Raw genomic sequence first — 22,801 nt, 5'->3', positions numbered from 1 at the left:
TTACAGCGATTGGGTGACCCTGAGGTTCAGGCGCGGGGACTTGTCGCCTGTATCGTAGCGGTCTTCGGTAAGCGGCACCGCCACTTCGAAGTCCAATTCAAGGTCGCGGGTGAAGTCGGCGCGGAAGCCGGCACCGCTTGAAGCAAGTGAGCTTGCACTGGTTCCTGCGCCGAGGTCGGATACGGCGCCCCCATCGGCAAAGGCATAAAGCTGCAAACGCCGCGAGGCTCCCCGCGCGCGGGGCCAATCGTACCGCAGTTCGGCAAGGCCTGCTGCACCTTGATCGCCGACGACCTGCGCGAAATCATAACCGCGCAGAAACTGACCGCCGCCCAGCGCAAAACTTTCACCGATCAGCAGCGGGGCGTTCGACAGCTGCCCGGTCGCGGCAAGCGAAAGGCTCACCCGGGGCATGATCCCGGCTCGCCAGTTGAACCACCACGACAATGTCGTGAAATTGGTCCGCGTATTCCAGCGCGACGCCATGGGGTCGCTGTTACCGGTTGCGCCGAGCACAGGCAGTCCCTGACTGACCGTTGCGCGGCCCTGCAGGTTGCCGCCGGCGAGCGGGCCGTAACCGTAAAAGCCAAGCCGGGCGAGCGCGATACGATCAGCGCGTACGTGGATGCCAAGACTGTCCTGCTGCAGGTCCTGAAGTTCTGCACTCCCCTCCAGCCAGAGGCTGCGCTTCTGCGCGCGCAGAAGCGGGTGACGCAGACGGATCCCGCCCTGCCATGCCTCGCCTACCAATTTGCGGTTGGCCAGATATGCGCCCGGTTCGGTTCTTGAGTAACTGCCGAATGCGCCGACAGCGGTGCCCGCATCGTTGATGATCACCGTGTAGCGTGCGTTGAAGAAGACCAGTTCCTGCGGGTCCAGCGGCGTCGCCGAAAAGCTGAGGTCGATCCGGTCCCCGCCGGAGATCAGCCCGTTGGCGTCGAATTCGATCCGAGCACGCACCGGTCCGATCGGCTTTGTACCGTCGCTCGCAACCAGCGCGGTCCCGCTGATGTGATCGCGCCCCGCGTCAACCACCAGAATACGGGCGTCACCGTCTTGTTCGAAGCGTGTGCGGCGGATCCGGACACCGGGCAGGTCATCGGCAAGCAGGACGGCGCGCTGCAATTGCGCCAGCGTTACCGGGCGCCCGTTCGCCACGCTTTCAAGCTGGCGGCGGATCGCGGAATCGGTTGCGCCTTCAACCCGCACGCGATCGATCCGCCCCTCGTCGATCCGCACTCTCAACAATCCGCCGACAAGTGTCTGTTCGGGGATCCATGCGGTGGCGAGCATATAGCCCTGCGTGCGGGCCCGCGCGGCGACTGCATCGGCAAGGCCGGCAAGGTCGCTTCGGCGCAATGGCCGCCCGGCGAAGGGTTCGACCGCCTGCGCAAAGTCGGACTGCCGCATCACGGCCAATCCATCGATCACGATCGCGCCGACATCCATGGCGCTTTCGGTATCGATCGTCTGCGGCGTATCCAGTACCGGCAGCACTTCGATCCGCACCGGGACGGGCAAAGGCAGAATCTCTTCTTCACGGTTTGCCTGCGTTGCCGGATTGGTCCGGTCGAAGGCATCCTGTGCCACCAGCGGATACGCCGCCAGCAGCATGGTAGCTATCGCTCCGATCGTAACCGCCCGCGGGATGATGTTGCAGTCCTTTCCGTTAAATCAGACGAAGAAGTAACTCGCAAAGGTTAACTAGTTATCCAATAGGACTTTCTTAACCACGAGTTTCAATGCGATTGCTGCAACTCTAGGTATAGATTGCTAGGCATGACGAATCTCAACCGCATCATGCCCCGCGTGCTTTTGGCGTTTCTGGCGCTCATCCTGGGGAGTACGCCCGCACTGGCTCAAGCCTCAGGCTGGAGTGTCAGCGAGGCGCGAGGGACGGTGACGTTGGCGGATGCGTCCGGGACGCGGCCCGCCAAGCCAGGCGCGGTGCTGGCGGCTGGCACGATGGTTCGCACCGGTGCGGGGTCTTCTGCGGTTCTGGTGCGCGGACGCGAATTCGTCACGATGCGGCACAACGCGCAGCTGCGAATCGCCCCGACTGCGCGCGAGCGTGGAATCGTCCAGATCATTCAGGATTATGGCAGTGCGCTGTTCAGAATCGGAAAGCAGGCCAATCCGCATTTCGGAGTCGACACGCCCTATCTTGCTGCGGTGGTGAAGGGCACGACCTTTGTCATTACGGTCAGCGAGCAGGGTGCAAGCCTTCAGGTGACCGAAGGGGCGGTCGAAACCGCGACGCTCGATGGCGGGGCGCGCGAACTGATCCGGCCCGGCGCGGTGGCAATGATCGCCGCTGGTGATCCGCTGCGCATGGTGATCGAAGGGCAGGGGCAACGGGTGATCGATTCGCCGGCACGCGCCGCGAACACTTCAGGCAACACCGCTCCTGCGGCATCCGCCACGCCGGCCCCATCGGCCGATGCGCCGGTATCGCCGGGCGGTCCTGCATCCTCCGCGCCCGAGGCTTCGAATGGGGCGTCCACAAACAGTACCGAGCGCGAGCAGGCGCGCATTGATCATGCAATCGTGAGTGCGCCGCAGGATCTGGGCGAAATGTCGCAAGGGTTTGTTTCGGGCGAAGTGGCTGTCATTGCAGCGGCGATCATTCCTGAAACGCCCGGCCGCGGCGGACCGCCAACAGGAGACGGACCAGGCCAACCTGCCAATGGCGGTACTCCGGCAAACGGCAATGGATCGGGCGCCGGCGCAGGCTCAGGGTCCGGCGCCGGCGGTGGTAGTGTCGGTGGCGGCACTGGCCATGGCGGCGGAGCATCCGGCCCTGGCGGAGAAGGCAACCCCAGCGCAGGCGATGGCGTGGTCTGTGCGGGTGCGATCTGCGTACCGGGGCCGGACAACGGCAACGGCAACGGCAACGGCAACGGTAGCGGTAGCGGTAACGGTAACGGTAGCAGTAACGGGGCTCCAGAAGACGGCACCGGCAACGGCAACGGCAACGGCAACGGCAACGGGGCACCGGAAGGCGGCAGCGGTGGCAATAACGGTAACGGCGATTCCGGCTCAGGCGGGAATGCCGGGCCGGATGATCCGGGCGCGGGCGATGGCGGGGACGACAACGATCGCGGGAACGAAGGCAGCGATGACAACGGTGGTGACGACCAAGGCGATGAAGGCCAAGGCGATGACGGCGGTGACGACGATGATCGTGATGATGACGCCGGCGGCAAGGACAATGACGACAGCGACGACAGCCGCGGTGACGATGACAAAGATGACGATGGTAAGGGCCGCGACGGTGATGATCGCGGTGAAGATGGCGACAACGACAGCGACGACGGCAAAGACGACAAGGGCGACAAGGACGGCAAGGACGCAGATGAGCGTGGCAACGGGCGCGGACGTGGCGGGCGCGGCTGATGCAGCATATCGGGTTCCGGTTTCAGCGCGATAATTCCGGCCGCGCAGCCCCGATTGGGCATTTCAAGGAAAAGGGCACAACATGACCGCTGCGCCCTTACTTCTGCCGAGGGCCGCGGCCAGCGGATCTTTCGACAATTGGCGGATCAAATGTCTGGTGATCGCGCTGCTGGGCGTGACGGTTGCGATGGCAGCGCTTTCCGGCTTTATGCGGGGCGCTGAAAACCGGATCCACGATCTCGCTTTTACGGTTTTCAACCGCGCTGCGAGCGGACAGGTGCATGTGGTCGAGATGGACGCTGCCAGCATGGCTGCCATTCGCAGCTGGCCTTGGCAGCGTGAACACTATGCTGCTGCCCTGCGTCAACTTGATGCGGCCGGTGTGCGTTCGATCAGTTTCGATGTCGATTTTTCCAGCAACGGTAATCCTGCGGGCGACAGGGCCTTTGCTCAGGCGATTGCGGATGCAAATGCTGCTATCGTGTTGCCGACATTCGGCCAGGCGGCGGATTTCGGTGATGGACGAAAGCTCGATTCGCTGCCGATCCCGGAGTTGCGAGAACATGCGCAGCTTGCATCGGTTTCGGTTGCCCCGGGACCTGATGGTTATGTCCGTACGATGCCGCTGGGCACGATAACCGATGCCGTCGCCCGGCCATCGATTTCGGCCTTGATCGCAGGCGAGGCTGGCTCTGCCGGGGAAAGTCTGACGATCAATTTTGCAGTCGATCCGGCCACGCTTGCGCGCCACAGCTTTATCGCGATCGAGAAGGGTTTGTTCGATCCTGCGCTGCTGCGCGGCAAGGATGTTATCATTGGCGCAACCGCGGTCGAATTGGGCGATCGCTATGCGGTGCCGCGTTTCGGGGTGATCCCGGGGGTGATCATCCATGCGCTGGCAGCAGAGACTCTGCTTGGCGCGCGCCCCGTGACCGGAACCTGGGCAATACCGCTTTTGGTCGCAGCGTTGCTTTCTTATGGCCTGCTTGGCGCACGGCGACGGCGCGCAGTCCTCATTCGCACCCTTGCCGCCGCAGTAGTGCTGGTTTCGGGCTGGATTGCGGCCCGGATCGGACTTGCGATCTGGACGGAGATCACCCCTGCGCTTGCCATGGTAATGGGGGCAGGTGCGGTCCGATACATTGTCCTCACACGGCGTTTCGCCGCTCAGGCCCGCCAGCGCGACCCCGAAAGCGGCCTGCCCAACCGGCTCGCTTTCAAGGCCCGCGCCGCGGTCGCCAGTGATCGCTATGTCGTCGCTGCACAGATCGACGATTTCGACGCGCTCAAATTGGCGATCGATCATGTCGGTCTTGGCGACCTCCTCCGGCGGACGGCTGAGCGTTTGCAGGTCGCAGGCGGAGGCAGCGGGGTAGTCTATCGCAGCGAGGACCGCACCCTTGTTTGGTTTTCTGCGCTGCCGATCGACGAGCTCCAGGCTCATCTTGCAGGCCTGCGCGCAGTGATGCGCAGTCCGTTCGATATTGCGGGCCGGCGTCTAGGCGTTTCGCTAACGTTCGGGGTCGCCGATTGCACCATTGCCGACCCTGATAGCCATGCTGCGCATGCCGCCGCTTCGGCCAAGCGCGCAGGCAAGCTGTGGCGGCTGCATACTCAGGAGGCCGGCGCCGCGATCAACCTTGAACTGGATCTGCTGAGCGAACTGGACGAGGCGCTGCGCAGCGGCAATATCGCCGTCCTCTATCAGCCCAAACTCAATCTGGTGACGCGCCGGATCGACTCCGTCGAAGCATTGGTGCGCTGGAACCACCCCAAGCGCGGGTTGCTCCCCCCGGATTGCTTCATTCCCCTGTTCGAAGAGCGCGGGCGCCTGGACGAGTTAACCCTTGCGGTTCTGGAGCAGGCGATGGACGATGCGAAGCGCTGGCACTCGGACGGCTTGCACATCGCAATCGCGGTAAACATTTCGGCTGCCGTATTGACGTCTGAAAACTTCGAAACCCGCGCATTGGCAAGGATCGCCCATTCGGGGCTTCCGGCTGAGCAAGTCACCTTTGAAGTCACCGAGAGCGCGCATTTCGAGGATACTGCCGAAGCGATCGCCATGCTTGAACGCTTTCGTGCAGCGGGCATCCGGATTTCAATGGACGATTATGGCACCGGGCAATCGGCGCTCAACTACCTCAAGCTGCTACCCCTGTCCGAGTTGAAAATCGACCGGATGTTCGTGGCCCAGGTGCATACCGACAGGGGCGATGCCATGCTGGTGCGATCGACAGTGCAGCTGGCCCACGAACTCGGGCTCAAGGTGGTGGCCGAGGGCATCGAGGAGGCCGCCTGTCTCGACTTCCTCACAGAAATAGGCTGCGATCACGCGCAAGGCTATTTCGTCGGGCGTCCTCTAGCCGCAAACGATCTGGCAGCACTGGCCGCAGCGACATTGCCCGCGTCACAGCCGCCTCCGTTAGTTAGCGCCGCCTGATCGCTGCCGCGCTTTTCATGCACGCATCCTGCTGATACGCTTGGCTTGAGATGCCGCACCGCGGCACGTATGCGCGAGAGGACGCCGATGAAGCACATGGTATCTGCAAGCCTGGTCGCGGCAGCATTGGCAGGGTGTGCCACGATGGGCGATAGCGCCGCGACCGACCCGGCGACCCCTGCGGCCGGCACGCCGATGGTGTGCAATGCGGCAGCCGTGCAGAACCACATCGGCCACGATGCGACCCAGGCCATGGGCACCGCGATCCTCAAGGACAGCGGCGCGCGCACCCTGCGCTGGGGCCCGCCTGAAAGCGCGTGGACGATGGATTACCGCGAAGACCGGGTGAACGTGCGCTATGACAGCGCGATGAAGATCACCGCTGTCACCTGCGGCTAGAAATGCGCCGCCACGCCTCGTCCGGTTCGCCGTTCGAAGCGGCCTTCGGGTTTGCCCGGGCGGTGCGCATCGGCAACCGGATCGTGGTTGCCGGCACCGGCCCGGTCGAGCCCGATGGCTCCACCACGCCCGGCGATGCGGCGGCGCAGGCGGAGCGGTGCTGCACCATCATCTGCGCGGCGATCACCGAACTTGGCGGATCGCCCTTGGATGTTGTCCGCACCCGGATGCTGCTGACCGATCCGGCGGATCAGGATGCGGTCGGTGCTGTTCATGCGCGCTTTTTCGGTGCGGCGCGCCCCGCGGCGACGATGGCAGGAACCGCGTGGCTGTGCCGCCCCGAATGGCGTGTCGAGATCGAAGCCGAAGCCGTAATCGGCGATTGAGGCGGCAGTGCGCGATTGAACAATATGCCGGGCGTTACGGCGTGGCAGCCGCAAGTCGTTCCCGTGTCGCGGCGATCAGCGCCGGCAGGTCGGGCAGGCTTCGCAGCGCATCACCGCTCAGCAGCACATGAGGCTCCGGCCCGTCGCCACCGAGCAGAATGGCGGGGAGCCCGACACCGCTGCGGTCGAGGTCGCGTTCGAATTCGTCGCGGTACAGGAACATCACCGGCATTCCGAGGGAATCGAGAAATTGCCGCCACGCGCCGCGCATGCTGACTGCGGAATAGGTGAGCGCGCACAGCGAACACGGATAGGTCGCCGGCGACAGCAGCTTGTGCACCGCATCGCGCAACCCGTTCAGCAATCCGCCCCTGGCGTTGTAGACCAGGATGAGTGTCGGGCGCGGGGCGATCATGCGGGCAGATACGGCCGATTTGCCTGCGCTGGATGCATGCCCCATCGCGCGCCTAGCAATTTTCTGCCCGCCACGTGCCCGCGCTGCCCTTTTCTGGCGCGGGCAAGGCGGCTAGAGCACGCGCCATGACCGGACAATTTCAAATCACCGAAGACCAGCTTGCGATTCAGGAAATGGCGCAGCGGTTCACCGCCGACCGTATCACGCCCTTCGCGGCCGAGTGGGACGAGAAGCACATCTTCCCGCGCGACGTGATCAAGGAAAGCGCCCAGCTCGGCTTCGGGGCGATCTATGTCTCCGAAGCATCGGGCGGGATCGGCCTCGGGCGGCTGGAAGCGGCGCTGATCATGGAGGCGATGGCCTATGGCTGCCCTTCGACCAGCGCCTTCATCTCGATCCACAACATGGCCGCGTGGATGATCGACAGCTTCGGCAGCGCAGAGGTCAAGGCCAAGTATCTCCCCGATCTCGTCACGATGGAAAAGATCGCAAGCTACGCCCTGACCGAGCCCGGCAGCGGGTCGGATGCGGCGGCATTGAAGACCACCGCGCGGCTCGATGGCGACCATTACGTCCTCAATGGCACCAAGCAGTTCATTTCGGGCGGCGGGGTCAACGATATCTATGTCACGATGGTGCGCACCAGCGATCACAAGACCAAGGGCGTGACCTGTCTCGTCATCGACAAGGACACCCCCGGCGTCAGCTTCGGCGCGCCGGAGAAGAAGCTGGGCTGGAACGCCTCGCCCACCGCGCAGGTGATCTTCGAGGACGCGCGCGTGCCGGTGGCCAACCGCGTCGGCGACGAGGGCGAGGGCTTCCGCTTTGCGATGATGGGGTTGGATGGCGGACGACTGAACATCGGCGCCTGCTCGCTGGGCGGGGCGCAGCGGTGTCTGGACGAGGCGATCGCCTACACCAAGGATCGCAAGCAGTTCGATCAGCCGGTCGCCGATTTCCAGAACACCCAGTTCATGCTCGCCGACATGGCGACCGATCTGGAAGCGGCGCGCGCGCTGCTTTATCTCGCGGCGGCCAAGGTGACCGACAACGCGCCCGACAAGTCGCGCTTCTCGGCGATGGCCAAGCGGCTGGCGACCGACAGCGGCTCGAAGATCGTCAACGACGCGCTGCAACTCTTCGGCGGCTATGGCTATCTGAAAGACTATCCCATCGAACGCTTCTGGCGCGACCTGCGCGTCCACTCGATCCTCGAGGGCACCAATCAGGTGATGCGCATGATCGTGGGCCGGGATCTGCTGCGCCAGTGACCGCGACACGCCTTGCGCTGACGACGCTGGTGGTGCCCGATTACGATGCGGGCATCGCCTTTTGCGTGGACGGGCTCGGCTTCGACCTGATCGAGGACAGCGACATGGGCGGCGGCAAGCGCTGGGTCGTGGTCGGCGGCAGGGGCGGCGGGCGGCTGCTGCTTGCCAAGGCGGCAAGCGACGCGCAAAGCTCAGCGATCGGCAACCAGACCGGCGGGCGCGTGGCGTTTTTCGCGCACACCGACGATTTCACAGGCGCCCATGCACGGCTCGTCGAAGCAGGGGCGAAATTTCATGAAGAGCCGCGGCATGAAGGCTACGGCACGGTAGCAGTGTTCAGCGATCCTTTCGGCAATCGCTGGGACCTGATCGAACCGAAAGAAACGGGGCAATGACTGACGACGTTCTGATCCGCGCGAATGGCCCGATCGGCCATATCAGCCTCAATCGCCCCAAGGCGCTGCACGCGCTGACCCTGCCGATGTGCCACGCGATGAGCGCGGCGCTGAGCGAGTGGGCGGATGATGACAGCATCAAGGCGGTGATCCTCGATCATGCCGAGGGGCGCGGCTTCTGCGCCGGCGGCGACATCGCCTTTCTTCGCGATTCGGCGCTGAACGACGGCGGGGTTTCGGGCCGCAAGTTCTTCCACGACGAATACCAGTTGAACCACCAGATGTTCACCTATGGAAAGCCGATCGTCGCCTTCATGGACGGGATCACGATGGGCGGCGGCGTGGGTATCAGCATGCCCGCGAAATACCGTGTCGCGACCGAGAACACCCGGTTGGCGATGCCCGAAACCGGGATCGGCCTGTTTCCCGATGTCGGCGGCGGCTGGTATCTGTCGCGGCTCGGTCAGCGGTTGGGCCAGTTCCTCGCGCTTACCGGCGCGCGGCTCGACGGGTCTGAGTGCCTGTGGACCGGGCTTGCGACCCATTATGTCCCGCATGAAATGCTCGAAGGGTTGAAGGCGCGCATCCACGACCACCCTGACCGGATCGCGGGCGTGCTGAGCGAGCCGGTCGGCACGCCGCCCAAGGCCCGGATCGAAGCCAACGCCGACAAGATCGCCAAGCATTTCGGTTCGGACGAATACGAGGACATTCTCGCCAGTCTCGATGCTGCCGCGGACGCCGGCGACACCTGGGCCGCGACCGAGCGCAACACGCTGGGCACCAAGAGCCCGCAGACCTGCAAGGTCGCCCTGCGCCAGCTCGCCGAGAGTGCGCAGTTGAGCGACTTCGCGGACAACATGGCGATGGAATACCGCATCGCCAGCCGCGTGCTGACCCGCCCCGATTTCGCCGAAGGCGTGCGCGCGGTGATCGTCGACAAGACCGGCGACCCCAAATGGAACCCGGCCACGCCCGAAGAGGTCACGCGCGACCTGATCGACGCGATCTTCGCGCCGCTGCCGGCGGGTGAAGAGTGGAAGCCGCTCGCAAATTGAACAATCGTCATTGCCAGCGCAGCAACGCAATCGTCTGCGACATGCGCCACATGGCGCCCGGATGGTCGCTGCGCCGGCATAATGGCAATGACGAGGCATGGAGAACCTGATGACCTACGAAACAATCACCGTCGAAACCGACGCGCGCGGCACCAGGGGCGTCACGCTCCTGACGATCAACCGTCCGCAGGCGCTGAACGCGCTGAACTCGCAGGTGCTGGCCGATCTGATCGCTGCCTTTGCCGCCTATCAGGCCGACAGCACCCAGCTTTGCGCAGTGCTGACCGGGAGCGGCGACAAGGCCTTTGCGGCTGGCGCGGACATCAAGGAAATGAGCGAGAAGGCATCGGCGGAGTTCTATCTCGACGATTTCTTCGCCCTCTGGACCAGCGAGATCGTGCGCAAGACCCGCAAGCCGTGGATCGCCGCGGTGAACGGCTTTGCCTTGGGCGGCGGGTGCGAGCTGGCGATGATGGCGGATTTCATCATCGCATCCGACAAGGCGAAATTCGGCCAGCCCGAGATCAAGCTTGGCGTGGCGCCGGGCATGGGCGGCAGCCAGCGGTTGACCCGCGCGATCGGCAAGTCGAAGTCGATGGAGATGTGCCTCACCGGCCGGATGATGGGCGCCGAAGACGCCGAGCGCAGCAATCTGGTCGCCCGCGTGGTGCCGCATGACGACCTGATTGCCGAGACGCTCAAGACCGCCGCCACCATTGCCGCGATGCCGCCGATGGCAACCATCGCCAACAAGGAGATGGTGAATTCGGCCTTCGAAATGACGCTCGATCAGGGGCTGATCGTCGAACGGCGGATCTTCCAGATCCTGACCGCGAGCGAAGACAAGGCCGAGGGCATGGCCGCCTTCATCGAAAAGCGCGAAGGCCAGTGGAAGGGTCGCTGAGGCCTGCCGCGTAGGGGAGAGTGACATGAGAATCGCCTTTATCGGCCTCGGCAACATGGGCGGCGGGATGGCCGCCAACCTTGTGAAAGCCGGCCACGAGGTCCGCGCCTTCGACCTCTCCGAGGCGGCGCTAGCCGCGGCGCACGGGGCAGGCTGCGCTACCTTTGCGACTGCCAGAGAGGCGTGCCAGGGTGCCGAGGCGGTTGTCTCGATGCTGCCCAATGGGGCTATCGTGCGGCAGGTCTACATTGGTGACGTGATCGGGCACGCCCCCGAGGGCGCGATCCTGCTCGACTGCTCGACGATCGATGTCGCCACCGCGCGCGAAGTAATCGAAGTGACCGAACAGCACGGCTATCAGATGGTCGATGCTCCGGTGTCGGGCGGGATCGCGGCGGCCAATGGCGGCACACTCACCTTCATGGTCGGTGGCAGCGATGAAGCCTTCACCCGCGCGGAGCCGATCTTGCAGGCGATGGGCAAGGCGGTGATCCACGCCGGGCAGCCGGGCAACGGGCAGGCGGCCAAGATCTGCAACAACATGCTGCTCGCGATCCACATGATCGGCACCTGCGAGGCCTTTGCCATGGCGCAGAAGCTGGGGCTCGATCCGCAGACGTTCTATGACATCTCCAGCGTCTCATCGGGCCAGAACTGGTCGATGACATCCTATTGCCCGGTCCCGGGCGTCGGCCCCGTCACCCCGGCGGACAACGGCTATCAGGGCGGGTTTGCTGCAGGCCTGATGCTCAAGGATCTGAAACTGGCGATCGACGCCGCAAACACCGCCGGTGCCAAGGTTGCCCTCGGCGACCATGCGCGCGCGATCTACGAGGCCTATGCCGAAGATCACGCGGGAAGCGATTTTTCCGGCATCATCCGCACGATGTAACGCGGGCTAGCTGGCTGCGCGGTTGAGTTTTGGGCACCGCGCGGCTGCGGCACTCGCCAGCGCAGCACCGGCATCGGCACCGGCGTCACGTTGCGTAAGCAGCTTGATGCTCTGTGCAAGCGCACCGCAATCGAAGGCGCTGCCTCGGCGCAGGCTTTCTGCCGCGATTGCGGCAAAGGCGGCGGGCGGCATCACCTTGGGGCCGCGCCGCAGGAAAATCGTATGCCACCGCTCCCCGCCGACCACGATCTCGGTCAGCGTATCGCGCCCCACCTTGCCCGAGCCACCAAGCACCGAGCGGCCAAGTTCCTCGAGCAGGGGGTCGGGGGTCGATTCGCGCAGGAACAGCGCGGCATAACGCCGTGCGGCTTCGGGCTGATTGCCCACTTCCAGTGCAAGGCGCAGCACGGCTTCCTGCGCCAGGGGTTCGCGCCAGCCGCGCTGTCCGGCAAGCTGGATCGTGCGCGCTGCGGCGGGTGCCTGATCGGCTTTCGCCTGAGCGATGGCGAGGAGCGACAGGTTTTCGGCAGGCAAGGGACGTCGCTGCACCAGCAGTCTGGCTTCTGCGAGTGCGCGCGCGGTGTCATTCGCCTTCAAGGCCGACTTCGTGATCGGCACCTGCGCCTGACTGCGCAGGAACTGCGGCACGGCCGGCGCAAGTGCCGGACTGCGGCGCGCCATGTAATCCAGCTGGAGCAGGATCGTCAGAATGGCCAGCGCGGCGAGCGCGGCGATCCATACGATCTGCACGGTCCGTCGCGCGGTCATGCTGCAGTCTCCCGGCGACTTGATGCGGTTCGTATCAGCAGCAACAGTGCAAAGGCGGCGAAGGCAAGCATCGTCTGGTTACGGAGCGGATAGTCGGTGATCGATTGCAGCGCGACCGCGAACAGGAAAACGCCGCCGCTCCATGCCGCCCAGCGCATGCTGCTGTGACGCGCCTTCCAGCTCAACCATCCTACCAGCACGATCCACCCGAAGGCGAGCGCCAATCCGAACGCCCCGGCTTCGATCGCAAGTTCGATATAATCGTTATGCGCACGACCGGCGCGGCGCTTGGTGAGGTTTTCGAGCGATTCGTCGACCAGCGAGACATCGTCGTATGTCCCCATGCCTGCACCAACCGGCCAATAGCGTTCTGCGCTGAATACCGCGTCGTCCCAGATGAAGCGGCGCGGATCGTCCTTGGCCTCGAACCGTTCGAGCGCAGCGGCCACACGTCCCGGAGCTGCTGCGACCAGAACGCCGACACCGCCGAGCACAATTGCCCCAGCTGCCAGTGCGATGAGCATAGAGCGCGAGCCTGAACTGCCTTGGCGTTGTGGAAGTAAAGCGGTTAGTCCCCTTATGAGGCCGAGGGTCAAGGGTATGAGGGCGAGCACCTGTCCGGTGCGCGACTGCGTCAATACCACTGCAATCATCAGAAGCACGCATACCGCAGCTCTTATGAGGCCGACAGCCGGGTGCCGTATGGGTGAGGGAAGCAACGCGGCAAGGCTCAGGGTAAAGCCCAGAAACAGCGCGGTCGAATTGCGGTTGGCAAACAGCCCTAGCAGCAGGTCGCCCGGCGCGCGCGACCCATGCGGGGTGAGCGCTTCGGAAGAACTCGTCACCTGGAGCAAACCGATCAGCACGGTCAACAGCCCGAGCGCGACAACGCCCCAGCCGCAGTCGATCAGCCGTTCGCGCGGCAGGCTCCAGCCCACCCAGAGCACCGTGGCGGGGGTGATCAGCGCCGATAGCGCCAGCATGGTGCGCACGGGATCGACGCTGGCGGGCATCCAGCGGTTCGCCGCTCCAGCCGCAGTCAGCGAATCGGCGACCAGCCCGGCCGACGGCAGGTTAGCCCACGCCGATGGCGGCAGCGGAATGATCTGAAACAGGGGGAGGGCAAGACTGGCAATGATCAACCCGCGCAGAATGAGCGGCGATTCGCGCCAGAATTGCGCGACGTTGTCCATGCGTGCGGAAAGCAGCAGGATCGCAGCAAGCTGAACCAGCAGGTTGCCGCGCGGTGCTCCGATCCCGCCGCCGCCGAAAACGAAGGCGACCAGCAGCACCCCACCCAGCATGAAAAGTGTCGAACGGCTGGCCGCGTTTCGGTTCACAGATAGTCTCGCGGTTGGGCGTGGTCTTACGAAAGCAAGGCAGCACAAAAACAAAGACGCCCGGTACGGTGTACCGGGCGCCTCTATGTCAAATCGCAAAAACGAGCAATATGCTCAGCTTAGCATGCACCAGGCGAAGCGCAGTCACTGTCGTCGTCACCGATCACGCCAGCTGCGATGAGGCCGCCCACGACGATGAGGCCGACTGCACCGGCAACGAGGATGAAGTTCGCGCCGCCTTCTTCGTCCTGACCTTCGCCGGCAGCCGAGCGGCCCAGACCAGGTGCCGAAACCGAGGTCGCGAAACCGGCATCGCCGGCACGGGTGTTTGCGTGAGCGATGATCGGCGCCGAAACGAGGCCAAGCGCAGCGGTAGCGGCAAGCGTGCGAGTCATGGTCTTGAACATGTTGGAGCCCTTTTCAAATTTCTATTCGCGCCAGTCTCTATCGCAATGCACAAGGCTTTGCAAGGTGATATGAGCCGGACGTACTGGCATTCCCTGACGATGTGAGCTGGCATGATCAAAGCGATGATCCTGCAGGTCCGGGCAGCCTAACCTCAGCAAGGATAAATTGTTCCTCCAGCAGAAATTATGATTGCTACGGTGTTGGTCAGAGTCTTCGAGGATATACCCAGACCGCACCGCCGCTGGGTTGTCACAGGCTCGTACTCACGAACGATCCAGCATATTGAGACTGACACACGGCACTCCATCAAAACAGAATTCATTAATCATCAAGTCAAAAAGCTGGATATCAAAAAATATCTCATGCCTTGCCGCATAACCTTCAAAAGATCAAATTTTGTTATATATCCATAATATTATAGTATTTCGCTTTCGCAAATTATAAAATAATTTGGTTTTAAACTTGCTCAACATAGAATGTGGATTTTATAACTTTGCGACTTAAATTTGCGATTAAAGATCTACCTGTGTTGGTGTGTGAAATCGGAAGTAGCCTTTGGGTTTAGTTACCGCAAGGACGGTAATCCGTACGACCGGCATTGTTCACCATTTGTTCTTTTCAGAACATCCCGAAAAATGTATAAAAGCCGCAGAAATCCAAGGGAATTGGCCCTTGGATGGTCTCGGATCGTCCCAGCAAATCCCGGGCTTTCCGAACGGTTTTGCGGGCCTTTTGCGGGCTCATGCGAAAACCACATTGGGAGAAGGCCCACATGCCTCTGACCGAAACCAAGCTTCGCACGCTCAAGAGCAAAGACAAGCCCTACAAGGTCGCCGATCAGCGCGGTCTCTACATCGAGGTCACCCCGTCAGGCGGCAAGCTGTGGCGATTCCGCTACCGGATCGGCAAGACCGAGAAAAAGCTGTCGATCGGCCCCTACCCCGAAATCAGCCTAAAGGAGGCGCGCGATGCCGCCTACGAGGCGAGACATACTGTCGCGTCAGGCGGTGACCCCGCGCTGGAAAAGCGCAAGAGGAAGATCCGCAACGAACTTCTCTCGGCCCAGACCTTCGAGGCAGTGGCGCGGGAGTACATCGAACAGATGATGGTCAAGAACGGGCTTGCTCAGGCAACGCTCGTCAAAGCGAACTTCTTCCTCGAGCAGCTCACGCCCGCCATCGGCAATCGTCCGATCCATGAGATAGAGCCGTTCGAAGTTCTGGCGCCCCTCAAGCGCCTCGAGGCAACCGGCAAGCACGAGACCGCGAAGAAGTGCCGCTCGTTCGCCGGGCGCGTGTTTCGCTACGGCGTTGCTACCACCCGCTGCAAATCCGATCCCACCGCCATGCTGAAGGGCGCGCTCGTGACGCCGCGCGCGCAGCACTATGCTGCGATCCTCGAGCCCAAGGAGCTCGGCGGCCTCTTGCGCGCCATCGATGACTACACCGGCCACCTGGTCACCAAATACGCCCTCCAGATCGCGCCGCATGTCTTCGTGCGGCCAGGCGAGCTGCGCCATGCCGAGTGGCACGAGATCGATCTTGAAGACGGGGTCTGGAAGATCCCCGCTGGCAAGATGAAAGCGCGCAGGCCGCACGCAGTGCCGCTCTCCAAGCAGGTGGTAGGCTACCTGACCGATCTTGCCACCATGCTGGGTACCGAAGGCTATGTCTTCCCGTCGGCCCGCAGCGGCAAGCGCCCGATGAGCGAGAACACGCTCAATGCTGCCTTCCGGCGCATGGGCTATTCCAAGGATGAGCTGACCGCGCATGGCCTTAGGGCCACCGCCTCCACCTTCCTCAACGAATCGGGCCTGTGGAACCCTGATGCGATCGAACGGGCGCTCGCACATGGCGACAGCAATGTCGTCCGCGGAATCGGTCACCGCGGCAAGCATTGGGACGAGCGCGTTCGCATGGCACAGTGGTGGAGCGACTACCTTGATGAGCTGCGCGCTGGCAAAAGGCGGCGAGCCACATAAATTGCCTCATGTGTGAACGGTATATCGGAGCGATGTTGGCACACTGCGGAAATGACGGGCAGTTGGGTAGCGGAACGGCACTGTTTAGGCCAAGGCCAGATCTATCTCTCGTAGTTAACAATCATTGCAACACTTCGCTCAAATCACAACCCCACGCAGCTGACGAACTCTCCTGCGTTTTGCGATTGACCCGCAGCGGCCATCCTGCAATGCGCCGCCCGGGGCGACAGTTTCATTTTCGGGCAGGTGGATCAACGCCATGACAGCGCAAGCAGCCAGACGCGGCATAATCCTTGCAGGAGGATCGGGCACGCGCCTCTATCCGTTGACGCGCGGTGTCTCCAAGCAGCTGATGCCGATCTTCGACAAACCGATGATCTACTATCCGCTCAGCACGCTGATGCTGGCAGGCATCCGCGAGATCCTGATCATCACCACGCCCGAAGACGCAGCCCAGTTCGAACGCGTGCTGGGCGATGGTTCGGATTTCGGCGTCGCGCTGACTTATGCCGTCCAGCCACGCCCTGAAGGTCTGGCGCAGGCGTTTCACATTGGCGCCGATTTCATCCGCGGGGGGCCATCGGCGCTGATCCTCGGCGATAACATCTTTTACGGGCACGGGCTGCCCGAACTTTTGAGGAACGCGAACGCGCGCACCACCGGCGCGTCTGTGTTCGCCTATCGCGTGATGGACCCGCAGGCCTTCGGCGTGGTCGAGTTTGACGCATCGGGCAAGGCAATCTCGATTGAGGAGAAGCCCATGACCCCCAAGTCGAATTACGCAGTAACGGGTCTATATTTCTACGATGAAACCGTAGCTGACCGTGCGCGCGACCTTGCCCCTTCGCCGCGCGGTGAGCTTGAGATCACCGATCTCAACCGGCTTTATCTCGACGAAGGCCAAATGTCCGTCGAAATCATGGGACGTGGTTTTGCCTGGCTCGATACCGGAACCCATGCGTCGCTGCTCGACGCGGCTGCCTATGTCCGCATCACCGAGGAGCGGCAGGGTCTCAAGATCTGTTGCCCTGAGGAGATTGCCTGGCGTCAGGGCTTCATCACGTCCGACCGCCTGCGTGAGATTGCCGAGCCACTGAGAAAATCGGGTTATGGGGAATATCTGCTGAAGCTGCTCGAAAGTCCGATGCGACCGTGAATATTATCGAAACCACGCTTTCCGGCGTGCTGATCATCGAGCCGCGCGTGTTCGGCGATGCACGCGGGTTCTTCATGGAAACCTGGAATGCGGAGGCCTTCGCCAATGCCGGGTTGAACCTGAACTTCGTTCAGGACAATCACAGCCGATCGCAGAAAGGTGTTTTGCGCGGGCTGCATTTTCAAAATCCCGGCCCGCAGGGCAAGCTGGTGCGGGTGGCCCGCGGGGCGGTGTTCGACGTCGCTGTCGACTTGCGTGGGTCGTCGCCGACATTCGGGCAATGGGTCGGGGTAGAACTGAGCGCGGCCAACAAGCGGATGCTCTGGGTGCCCGAAGGCTTCGCGCATGGGTTTCTGACCCTCGAGGACGACACCGACTTTCTCTACAAATGCACCGCGCCCTATGCGCCGCAGTCGGAGCACACATTGGCATGGGGTGACCCCGCTGTGGGGATCGACTGGCCCCTGATCGGGCTCGATCCGCTGATTTCGGAAAAGGACGCGCGCGGGCTTTCGCTTGCGGATGTGAAGGTGTTTGCATGAGGGTTCTGATCACTGGTGCCAACGGCCAGCTTGGCGGGGCACTGCAGCGCAATGCGCCCGCATGGGCCGGGGTGAATGCGATCGACATCGAGGATGTCGACCTCACCGACAGCGCGATGTTGCGGGCGCGGTTGGTGGTTGAGGCCCCAGACCTGATAATCAATACCGCCGCTTACACTGCCGTCGACAAGGCCGAAAACGACGCCGATCTTGCGCGTGCGATCAACGCTGACGCGGTCGCAATCATGGTCGAGGCGATGGGCCAGTCGGGCGGCAAGGTGGTGCACGTGTCGACCGATTACGTGTTCGATGGCAGCGCGGCCACGCCCTATGCGCCCGGCGATGCGCGCAATCCGCAATCGGTGTACGGGCGCACCAAGGCTGCGGGCGAGGACGCGTTGCGGCCCGAAGATCTGCTGGTCCGCACGGCGTGGGTTTACGAAGCGGGCGGGGCCAATTTCGTGCGCACCATGATCCGGCTGATGAACGAGCGCGGCGAGATCGGCGTGGTGAATGACCAGATCGGGTCACCGACATGGGGGACCGGCCTTGCGCGCACGATCTGGGCGCTGATCGAAAATCAGGCCACCGGCATCTTCCACCACAGCGATGACGGCGCCATCAGCTGGCACGAATTTGCGCTCGCTATCGCCGAGGAGGGGCACGCGCTGGGGCTGATCAAGCAGGTTCCGGTGATCAACCCGATTTCGACTGCCGATTATCCCACACCTGCGCGCCGGCCCGCATTCTCGTTGCTCGATTGCAGCGCGACGCGCGCGCTGTTGGGCGACCGTGTGGTTCCATGGCGCGAACATCTGCGCCTGATGCTGATTGAGGAGGCTAAGCTTGGCTAATCTGCTAGTTACCGGCGGGGCCGGCTTCATCGGCGGCAATTTCGTGCATTATTGGAATGCCAGGCACCCGGATGACTTGGTCGTGGTGCTCGATGCGCTGACCTATGCTGGCAATCGCTCGACCCTTGGTGGCGCCAAGGCCGAGCTGGTGGAAGGCGATATCCGCGACACCGAACTGGTTGAAGGTCTGTTGCGTGATCACGCGATCGACACGCTGGTGCATTTCGCTGCAGAAAGCCATGTCGATCGTTCGATTGTCGGACCGGACGCCTTTATCGACACCAATATCCTTGGCACCAACAGCCTGCTGAAAGCCGCGCGCACGGTGTGGTTGGCGGGCACCGGGGTTGCTCACCGCTTCCACCATATCTCCACCGACGAAGTTTTCGGTTCGCTCGGGCCGAACGATCCGGCTTTCAGCGAAACGACGCCTTATGCCCCCAATTCACCCTATTCGGCGTCGAAAGCAGCTTCCGATCACCTAGTCCGTGCCTATCACCATACCTTTGGGTTAGACGTGACGACCAGCAATTGTTCGAACAATTACGGGCCCTACCAATATCCCGAAAAGCTGATCCCGCTGTTTCTGCTGAACGCGCTCCACGGGCGCAGCCTGCCGATATACGGCGACGGCATGAACGTGCGCGATTGGCTCCATGTCGAGGATCACTGCCGCGGGATCGAAGCCTGTCTCGCTAAGGGCCGGCCCGGTGAAACCTACAATATCGGAGGCGGCGCTGAACTGCCTAATATGGAGGTTATCGACACGATCTGCGCCGAAGTCGACCGGGCTTTTGCCGAGGTGGACGGCCTTGCCGCGCGCTACCCCGATGCGCCTGCGGCCAAGGGCGAGGCGACGAGCAGCCTCAAGAGCTTCGTCACCGACCGTGCCGGCCATGACCGTCGCTACGCCATTGACGAGACCAAGGCGCGCGCCGAACTCGCCTATGCGCCCGAGCGCGGTTTCGAGGAAGGTCTGCGCCAGACCTTGCGCTGGTATCTCGACAACGAAAACTGGTGGCGTCCGCTTGCTGCGCGCATTCAATAAGAGGCGAGAGGCATGACCGCAGACACTCCCCGGCCCACCCGCCGCAACGAAGGCAAGTGGTTCACCACGATGCAGCGCCATTTCCGAATAACGCGCTTCGCGGCGATCAACCGCCTGATCGAGACATTGCTTGCAGGGCGCGAGACGATCACCATCCTGGATGTCGGGGGGCGGGCCGAATACTGGAATATGCTCGCGCCACAACTGCGCGAGAAAGTCCACGTCACGCTTCTCAATTACGGCGACGAGTTGGCCCTCTTTTCAGAACACGTGGCCGCGGGGCTGCGGTTCACCAACGTTGCAGGCAACGCTTGCAACATGCCGCAATACGCGGACGGCAGTTTTGATCTCGTCCATTCGAATTCGGTCGTCGAGCACGTCGGCAGCTATGCCAATATGTTCGACTTCGCCAATGAGATCCGCCGTGTCGGCAAGGCCTATTACGTCCAAACGCCGAATTACTGGTTCCCGATCGATCCCCATTCGGCCTCTCCGTTCCTGCACTGGCTGCCCGATCCGATCCCCCGCATGCGCTTCTATGTCGGGGTTACCCGGCGCGTCGATGAGCGCGGTGCGGCAATGAGGCTCGATGGCACGAAGATGATCGGACGGATATTCTTCGGTGCCCTGTTCCCCGATGCAGTTCACACCAGCGAACGGCTGGCGCTTGTCTTTGTAAGTTCGTTGATCGCAGCGCGCGGTGCCTGACATGACAGACGCTCTTCCATTACATATCGGTTTGCTGTGGCATTCGTGCCTGTCCGAGAACCTCGGCGTCGGTGCACTCAGTGTGGCCAATGCCAATCTGATCGCGGCGGCAACGGAAAAGGTGGGCCGGCGGCCGGTGTTTCATCTGATGGGCGTGCGCGGCGCCTTCGATTACAGCCACGAAATCGCCTACGAGAACCATTTCGAGAATATCGGCTACAAGGCGCTGGCCAATCCTGCTTCCAGCCTGCACCGGACGCTGCGCCAGTGCGATGTGGTGTTCGATATCGGCGGCGGCGACAGTTTCTCTGACATTTACGCCGCGCGGCGGTTCTGGCTGATTATTGGTTCGAAGATCGCCGCCCAGCGCAGCCGCGGGCCGCTGATCCTCAGTCCGCAGACGATCGGTCCGTTCCACACATCTGTCGCTCGCCATGCAGCAGTGGGCGTGATGAACATGGCGCAGACGGTGTTCGCCCGCGACGAGACATCGTTCAAGGTGCTGGAAGAGCTTGGCATGGGGCACCGTTCCGCGCTCACCACCGATGTCGCCTTCGCGCTGCCTTTCACGCCTGCGCAGGGCAAGGACGCGCGCGATCTGGCATCGGGGCCGATCAAGGTCGGCCTCAATGTTTCGGCGCTGCTATACCGCCGCGATCTGGCGACCGGTGACAGGATCAAGCTGACGGTCGATTACCCCGCGCTGATCGACGCGCTGGTTGATCGCATCGCGCGCGAACCGCGGGCCGAATTGCATCTTGTGCCTCACGTTCTGGCGGCCTCGACGCCCTATGAGGACGATTACGCACTCGCCGAGGAACTGTACGGGCGTTATCCCGCTGCGGTCTTGCCGCCGCGATTCTCCGGGCCTTCGCAGGCAAAGAGCTACATTGCGGGGCTCGATCTTTTTGCGGGAAGCCGAATGCACGCGACCATCGCAGCGATTTCGTCCGGAACCGCGGTGGTGCCGCTTGGGTACAGTCGCAAATTCAGCGGGCTTTTCAACTCGCTCGGTTACGGCTGGAATGCGGATCTGACATGCGAGGACAATGCGGCAGTGATGACGCGCTTCGATGCCGCGCTTGCTGATCTGCCGGCAATTCGTGAGCAGGCTATTGCCGCCAATGCCGAAGCACAACGGCGGCTAGGGAGCTATCGCACTGCTCTCGACGCAATCATCGCCGAAGCGGCTGCACGTCATGTTTGATATCGAAACGATCAAGAATAACGGACTCTGTGCAGGCTGCGGGCTATGTGCGGGCATTGCAGGGCACGGCACATCACCGATCGTGATGGAGGTCTCGTCCGAAGGGTATATGCGTCCCAACGCTGTCGATCCGATCCCTCCCGCATTGGCCGAAACGATCGACGCAGTGTGTCCCGGTGCTAATATCCGTCACGATGCAACCACTGTGGGCGCGGATTATCATCCGGTCTGGGGACCGTTGGTCGAAGCCCGGCTCGGATGGAGTACCGACGAAGAGCTGCGCCGCAACGCTTCGTCAGGCGGCGGCCTGTCGGGTATTCTCGTCCACCTGCTTGCGAGCGGCGCAATCGACTATGTCGTGCAGACCGCTGTTGCGCAGGATTCGCCCGTGCGCAATGCGATGGTAATCAGCACGGGGCGCGACGACGTGTTCCATGCGGCCGGTTCGCGCTATGCCCCGTCCTCGCCACTAGCCGATATTGGCGCGCGGCTCGATGCACCCGGCAGGTTCGCTTTCGTCGGCAAGCCCTGCGATGTTGCCGGACTGCGCCAGTTGGCGCGGCGCGACCCGCGCGTGAACCAGAAGGTGCCGGTGATGATCGCATTCATGTGCGCGGGCGTGCCCAGCTATGGCGGCACTTCGGCATTATTGACGGCGATGGGCGTCCAAGACGAGAGCCGGGTGGCATCGTTCCGCTATCGCGGCGATGGCTGGCCGGGCTTTGCCACCGCACGTCTGGATGACGGCACGGCCTTCACCATGGATTACGATACCAGTTGGGGGCGCATCCTCAACCGCCACCTGCAATTCCGTTGCAAAATCTGTCCCGACGGGGTCGGCGAGTTCGCCGACATCGTATGTGCCGATGGATGGTATTGCGACGCGGATGGTAACCCGCTGTTCGACGAGCGGGAAGGGCGCAGCATCATGTTGACGCGCACGCTTCGGGGTGAGGCTATCGTTGGCGAGGCTATCACCAGCGGTGCCATCGCCAGCGAACCGCTCAGCCTTCGATCGCTCAACCACATGCAGCCCTTCCAGGCGAGACGCAAAGGCATGGTCCTGCCGCGGCTCGCCGCGATGATGCTGTCCGGACGCGAGCGCCCGCGCTTCATCAATCTTGCGCTCGGGCGCAATGCCCGCATGCTCGGCGCGAAGGAAATCTTGCGCAGCTTCGCGGGAACGTTCCGCCGGCTGCTGGCGGGACAGGGTCGCGACTGATGCCAATG

22 protein-coding genes and 1 pseudogene are annotated in these 22,801 nt (G+C 62.8%); 18 read left to right on the top strand and 5 right to left on the bottom strand.

Going from position 1 to position 22,801, the window contains the following annotated elements; all coding sequences use genetic code 11:
- Positions 1 to 1,614 carry a ShlB/FhaC/HecB family hemolysin secretion/activation protein gene (locus A9D12_RS02940; RefSeq protein ID WP_068349639.1) on the bottom strand — a complete coding sequence of 538 codons (1,614 nt, stop codon included), beginning with the start codon at positions 1,612 to 1,614 and terminating at the stop codon, positions 1 to 3.
- A gap of 165 nt (positions 1,615 to 1,779) precedes the next feature.
- Here A9D12_RS02940 and A9D12_RS02935 point away from each other — a divergent pair, with 165 nt between their 5' ends.
- The 5 genes and pseudogenes from A9D12_RS02935 to A9D12_RS02920 all read left to right on the top strand — a co-directional run bounded on the left by A9D12_RS02935 (position 1,780) and on the right by A9D12_RS02920 (position 6,624).
- The gene (locus A9D12_RS02935; protein ID WP_068349637.1) at positions 1,780 to 3,396 is read left to right on the top strand and encodes a FecR domain-containing protein; all 1,617 of its coding nucleotides are present in this window, start codon (positions 1,780 to 1,782) and stop codon (positions 3,394 to 3,396) included.
- An 82-nt stretch (positions 3,397 to 3,478) separates the two neighbouring features.
- A pseudogene (locus A9D12_RS15180) lies at positions 3,479 to 4,327 on the top strand (CHASE2 domain-containing protein); the annotation flags it as partial.
- Positions 4,328 to 4,861: 534 nt separating this feature from the next.
- Positions 4,862 to 5,839 carry an EAL domain-containing protein gene (locus tag A9D12_RS14945; RefSeq protein ID WP_231889680.1) on the top strand — a complete coding sequence of 326 codons (978 nt, stop codon included), beginning with the start codon at positions 4,862 to 4,864 and terminating at the stop codon, positions 5,837 to 5,839.
- An 87-nt stretch (positions 5,840 to 5,926) separates the two neighbouring features.
- The gene (locus A9D12_RS02925) at positions 5,927 to 6,238 is read left to right on the top strand and encodes an I78 family peptidase inhibitor (RefSeq protein WP_068349632.1); all 312 of its coding nucleotides are present in this window, start codon (positions 5,927 to 5,929) and stop codon (positions 6,236 to 6,238) included.
- Between the two features lie 2 nt (positions 6,239 to 6,240).
- Positions 6,241 to 6,624 carry a RidA family protein gene (locus A9D12_RS02920; RefSeq protein ID WP_068349629.1) on the top strand — a complete coding sequence of 128 codons (384 nt, stop codon included), beginning with the start codon at positions 6,241 to 6,243 and terminating at the stop codon, positions 6,622 to 6,624.
- Between the two features lie 34 nt (positions 6,625 to 6,658).
- Here A9D12_RS02920 and A9D12_RS02915 read toward each other — a convergent pair whose 3' ends face one another.
- Positions 6,659 to 7,039: a hypothetical protein gene (locus A9D12_RS02915; RefSeq protein WP_068349627.1), complete on the bottom strand. Its 381-nt coding sequence runs from the start codon at positions 7,037 to 7,039 to the stop codon at positions 6,659 to 6,661.
- A 125-nt stretch (positions 7,040 to 7,164) separates the two neighbouring features.
- On the opposite strand from A9D12_RS02915, the gene A9D12_RS02910 reads away from it, so the two are divergent.
- The 5 genes from A9D12_RS02910 to mmsB all read left to right on the top strand — a co-directional run bounded on the left by A9D12_RS02910 (position 7,165) and on the right by mmsB (position 11,559).
- A complete protein-coding gene (locus A9D12_RS02910) occupies positions 7,165 to 8,310 on the top strand; it encodes an acyl-CoA dehydrogenase family protein (RefSeq protein ID WP_068349625.1) in 1,146 nt (381 codons plus the stop codon).
- Complete coding sequence (locus tag A9D12_RS02905) at positions 8,307 to 8,705, top strand: VOC family protein (RefSeq protein WP_068349623.1); 399 nt, start codon at positions 8,307 to 8,309, stop codon at positions 8,703 to 8,705. The genes A9D12_RS02910 and A9D12_RS02905 overlap by 4 nt, the downstream gene beginning before the upstream one ends.
- Positions 8,702 to 9,763 (top strand): enoyl-CoA hydratase/isomerase family protein, encoded by a 1,062-nt coding sequence (locus tag A9D12_RS02900; protein ID WP_068349622.1) that lies wholly within the window; start codon positions 8,702 to 8,704, stop codon positions 9,761 to 9,763. The genes A9D12_RS02905 and A9D12_RS02900 overlap by 4 nt, the downstream gene beginning before the upstream one ends.
- A 109-nt stretch (positions 9,764 to 9,872) precedes the next feature.
- Complete coding sequence (locus A9D12_RS02895; RefSeq protein WP_068353530.1) at positions 9,873 to 10,667, top strand: enoyl-CoA hydratase-related protein; 795 nt, start codon at positions 9,873 to 9,875, stop codon at positions 10,665 to 10,667.
- 25 nt (positions 10,668 to 10,692) lie between these two features.
- Positions 10,693 to 11,559 (top strand): 3-hydroxyisobutyrate dehydrogenase, encoded by an 867-nt coding sequence (gene mmsB / locus A9D12_RS02890; RefSeq protein ID WP_068349620.1) that lies wholly within the window; start codon positions 10,693 to 10,695, stop codon positions 11,557 to 11,559.
- A 6-nt stretch (positions 11,560 to 11,565) separates the two neighbouring features.
- Here mmsB and A9D12_RS02885 read toward each other — a convergent pair whose 3' ends face one another.
- The 3 genes from A9D12_RS02885 to A9D12_RS02875 form a co-directional block, all read right to left on the bottom strand.
- Positions 11,566 to 12,327: a hypothetical protein gene (locus tag A9D12_RS02885; protein WP_068349618.1), complete on the bottom strand. Its 762-nt coding sequence runs from the start codon at positions 12,325 to 12,327 to the stop codon at positions 11,566 to 11,568.
- Positions 12,324 to 13,667 (bottom strand): O-antigen ligase family protein, encoded by a 1,344-nt coding sequence (locus tag A9D12_RS02880; protein WP_156522778.1) that lies wholly within the window; start codon positions 13,665 to 13,667, stop codon positions 12,324 to 12,326. The genes A9D12_RS02885 and A9D12_RS02880 overlap by 4 nt, the downstream gene beginning before the upstream one ends.
- Positions 13,668 to 13,786: 119 nt before the next feature.
- Entirely contained in the window at positions 13,787 to 14,062 is a 276-nt protein-coding gene (locus A9D12_RS02875) for a hypothetical protein (protein ID WP_197489863.1), read from the bottom strand.
- Between the two features lie 785 nt (positions 14,063 to 14,847).
- Between A9D12_RS02875 and A9D12_RS02870 the strand changes: the two genes are divergently transcribed.
- The 8 genes from A9D12_RS02870 to A9D12_RS02835 all read left to right on the top strand — a co-directional run bounded on the left by A9D12_RS02870 (position 14,848) and on the right by A9D12_RS02835 (position 22,793).
- Positions 14,848 to 16,056, top strand: coding sequence for a tyrosine-type recombinase/integrase (locus A9D12_RS02870; protein ID WP_068349612.1), 1,209 nt, complete (start codon positions 14,848 to 14,850; stop codon positions 16,054 to 16,056).
- 259 nt (positions 16,057 to 16,315) lie between these two features.
- Positions 16,316 to 17,212, top strand: a complete 897-nt coding sequence (gene rfbA / locus A9D12_RS02865) for a glucose-1-phosphate thymidylyltransferase RfbA (RefSeq protein ID WP_068349610.1) — start codon at positions 16,316 to 16,318, stop codon at positions 17,210 to 17,212.
- A complete protein-coding gene (gene rfbC / locus A9D12_RS02860) occupies positions 17,209 to 17,754 on the top strand; it encodes a dTDP-4-dehydrorhamnose 3,5-epimerase (protein WP_068349608.1) in 546 nt (181 codons plus the stop codon). The genes rfbA and rfbC overlap by 4 nt, the downstream gene beginning before the upstream one ends.
- Entirely contained in the window at positions 17,751 to 18,608 is an 858-nt protein-coding gene (gene rfbD / locus A9D12_RS02855; protein WP_068349606.1) for a dTDP-4-dehydrorhamnose reductase, read from the top strand. The genes rfbC and rfbD overlap by 4 nt, the downstream gene beginning before the upstream one ends.
- Positions 18,601 to 19,656, top strand: coding sequence for a dTDP-glucose 4,6-dehydratase (rfbB, locus tag A9D12_RS02850; protein WP_068349604.1), 1,056 nt, complete (start codon positions 18,601 to 18,603; stop codon positions 19,654 to 19,656). The genes rfbD and rfbB overlap by 8 nt, the downstream gene beginning before the upstream one ends.
- Positions 19,657 to 19,668: 12 nt before the next feature.
- Positions 19,669 to 20,364, top strand: a complete 696-nt coding sequence (locus A9D12_RS02845) for a methyltransferase domain-containing protein (RefSeq protein WP_082925357.1) — start codon at positions 19,669 to 19,671, stop codon at positions 20,362 to 20,364.
- Position 20,365: 1 nt separating this feature from the next.
- Positions 20,366 to 21,571, top strand: coding sequence for a polysaccharide pyruvyl transferase family protein (locus tag A9D12_RS02840; protein WP_068349602.1), 1,206 nt, complete (start codon positions 20,366 to 20,368; stop codon positions 21,569 to 21,571).
- Positions 21,564 to 22,793 (top strand): Coenzyme F420 hydrogenase/dehydrogenase, beta subunit C-terminal domain, encoded by a 1,230-nt coding sequence (locus A9D12_RS02835; protein ID WP_068349600.1) that lies wholly within the window; start codon positions 21,564 to 21,566, stop codon positions 22,791 to 22,793. Before A9D12_RS02840 ends, A9D12_RS02835 begins: the two co-directional genes overlap by 8 nt.
- Positions 22,794 to 22,801: the final 8 nt, after the last annotated feature.

Origin of the sequence: Erythrobacter neustonensis, assembly GCF_001663175.1 — a bacterium.
Classification (GTDB): domain Bacteria; phylum Pseudomonadota; class Alphaproteobacteria; order Sphingomonadales; family Sphingomonadaceae; genus Erythrobacter; species Erythrobacter neustonensis.
This window is presented reverse-complemented; position numbering and strand designations above follow the sequence as displayed.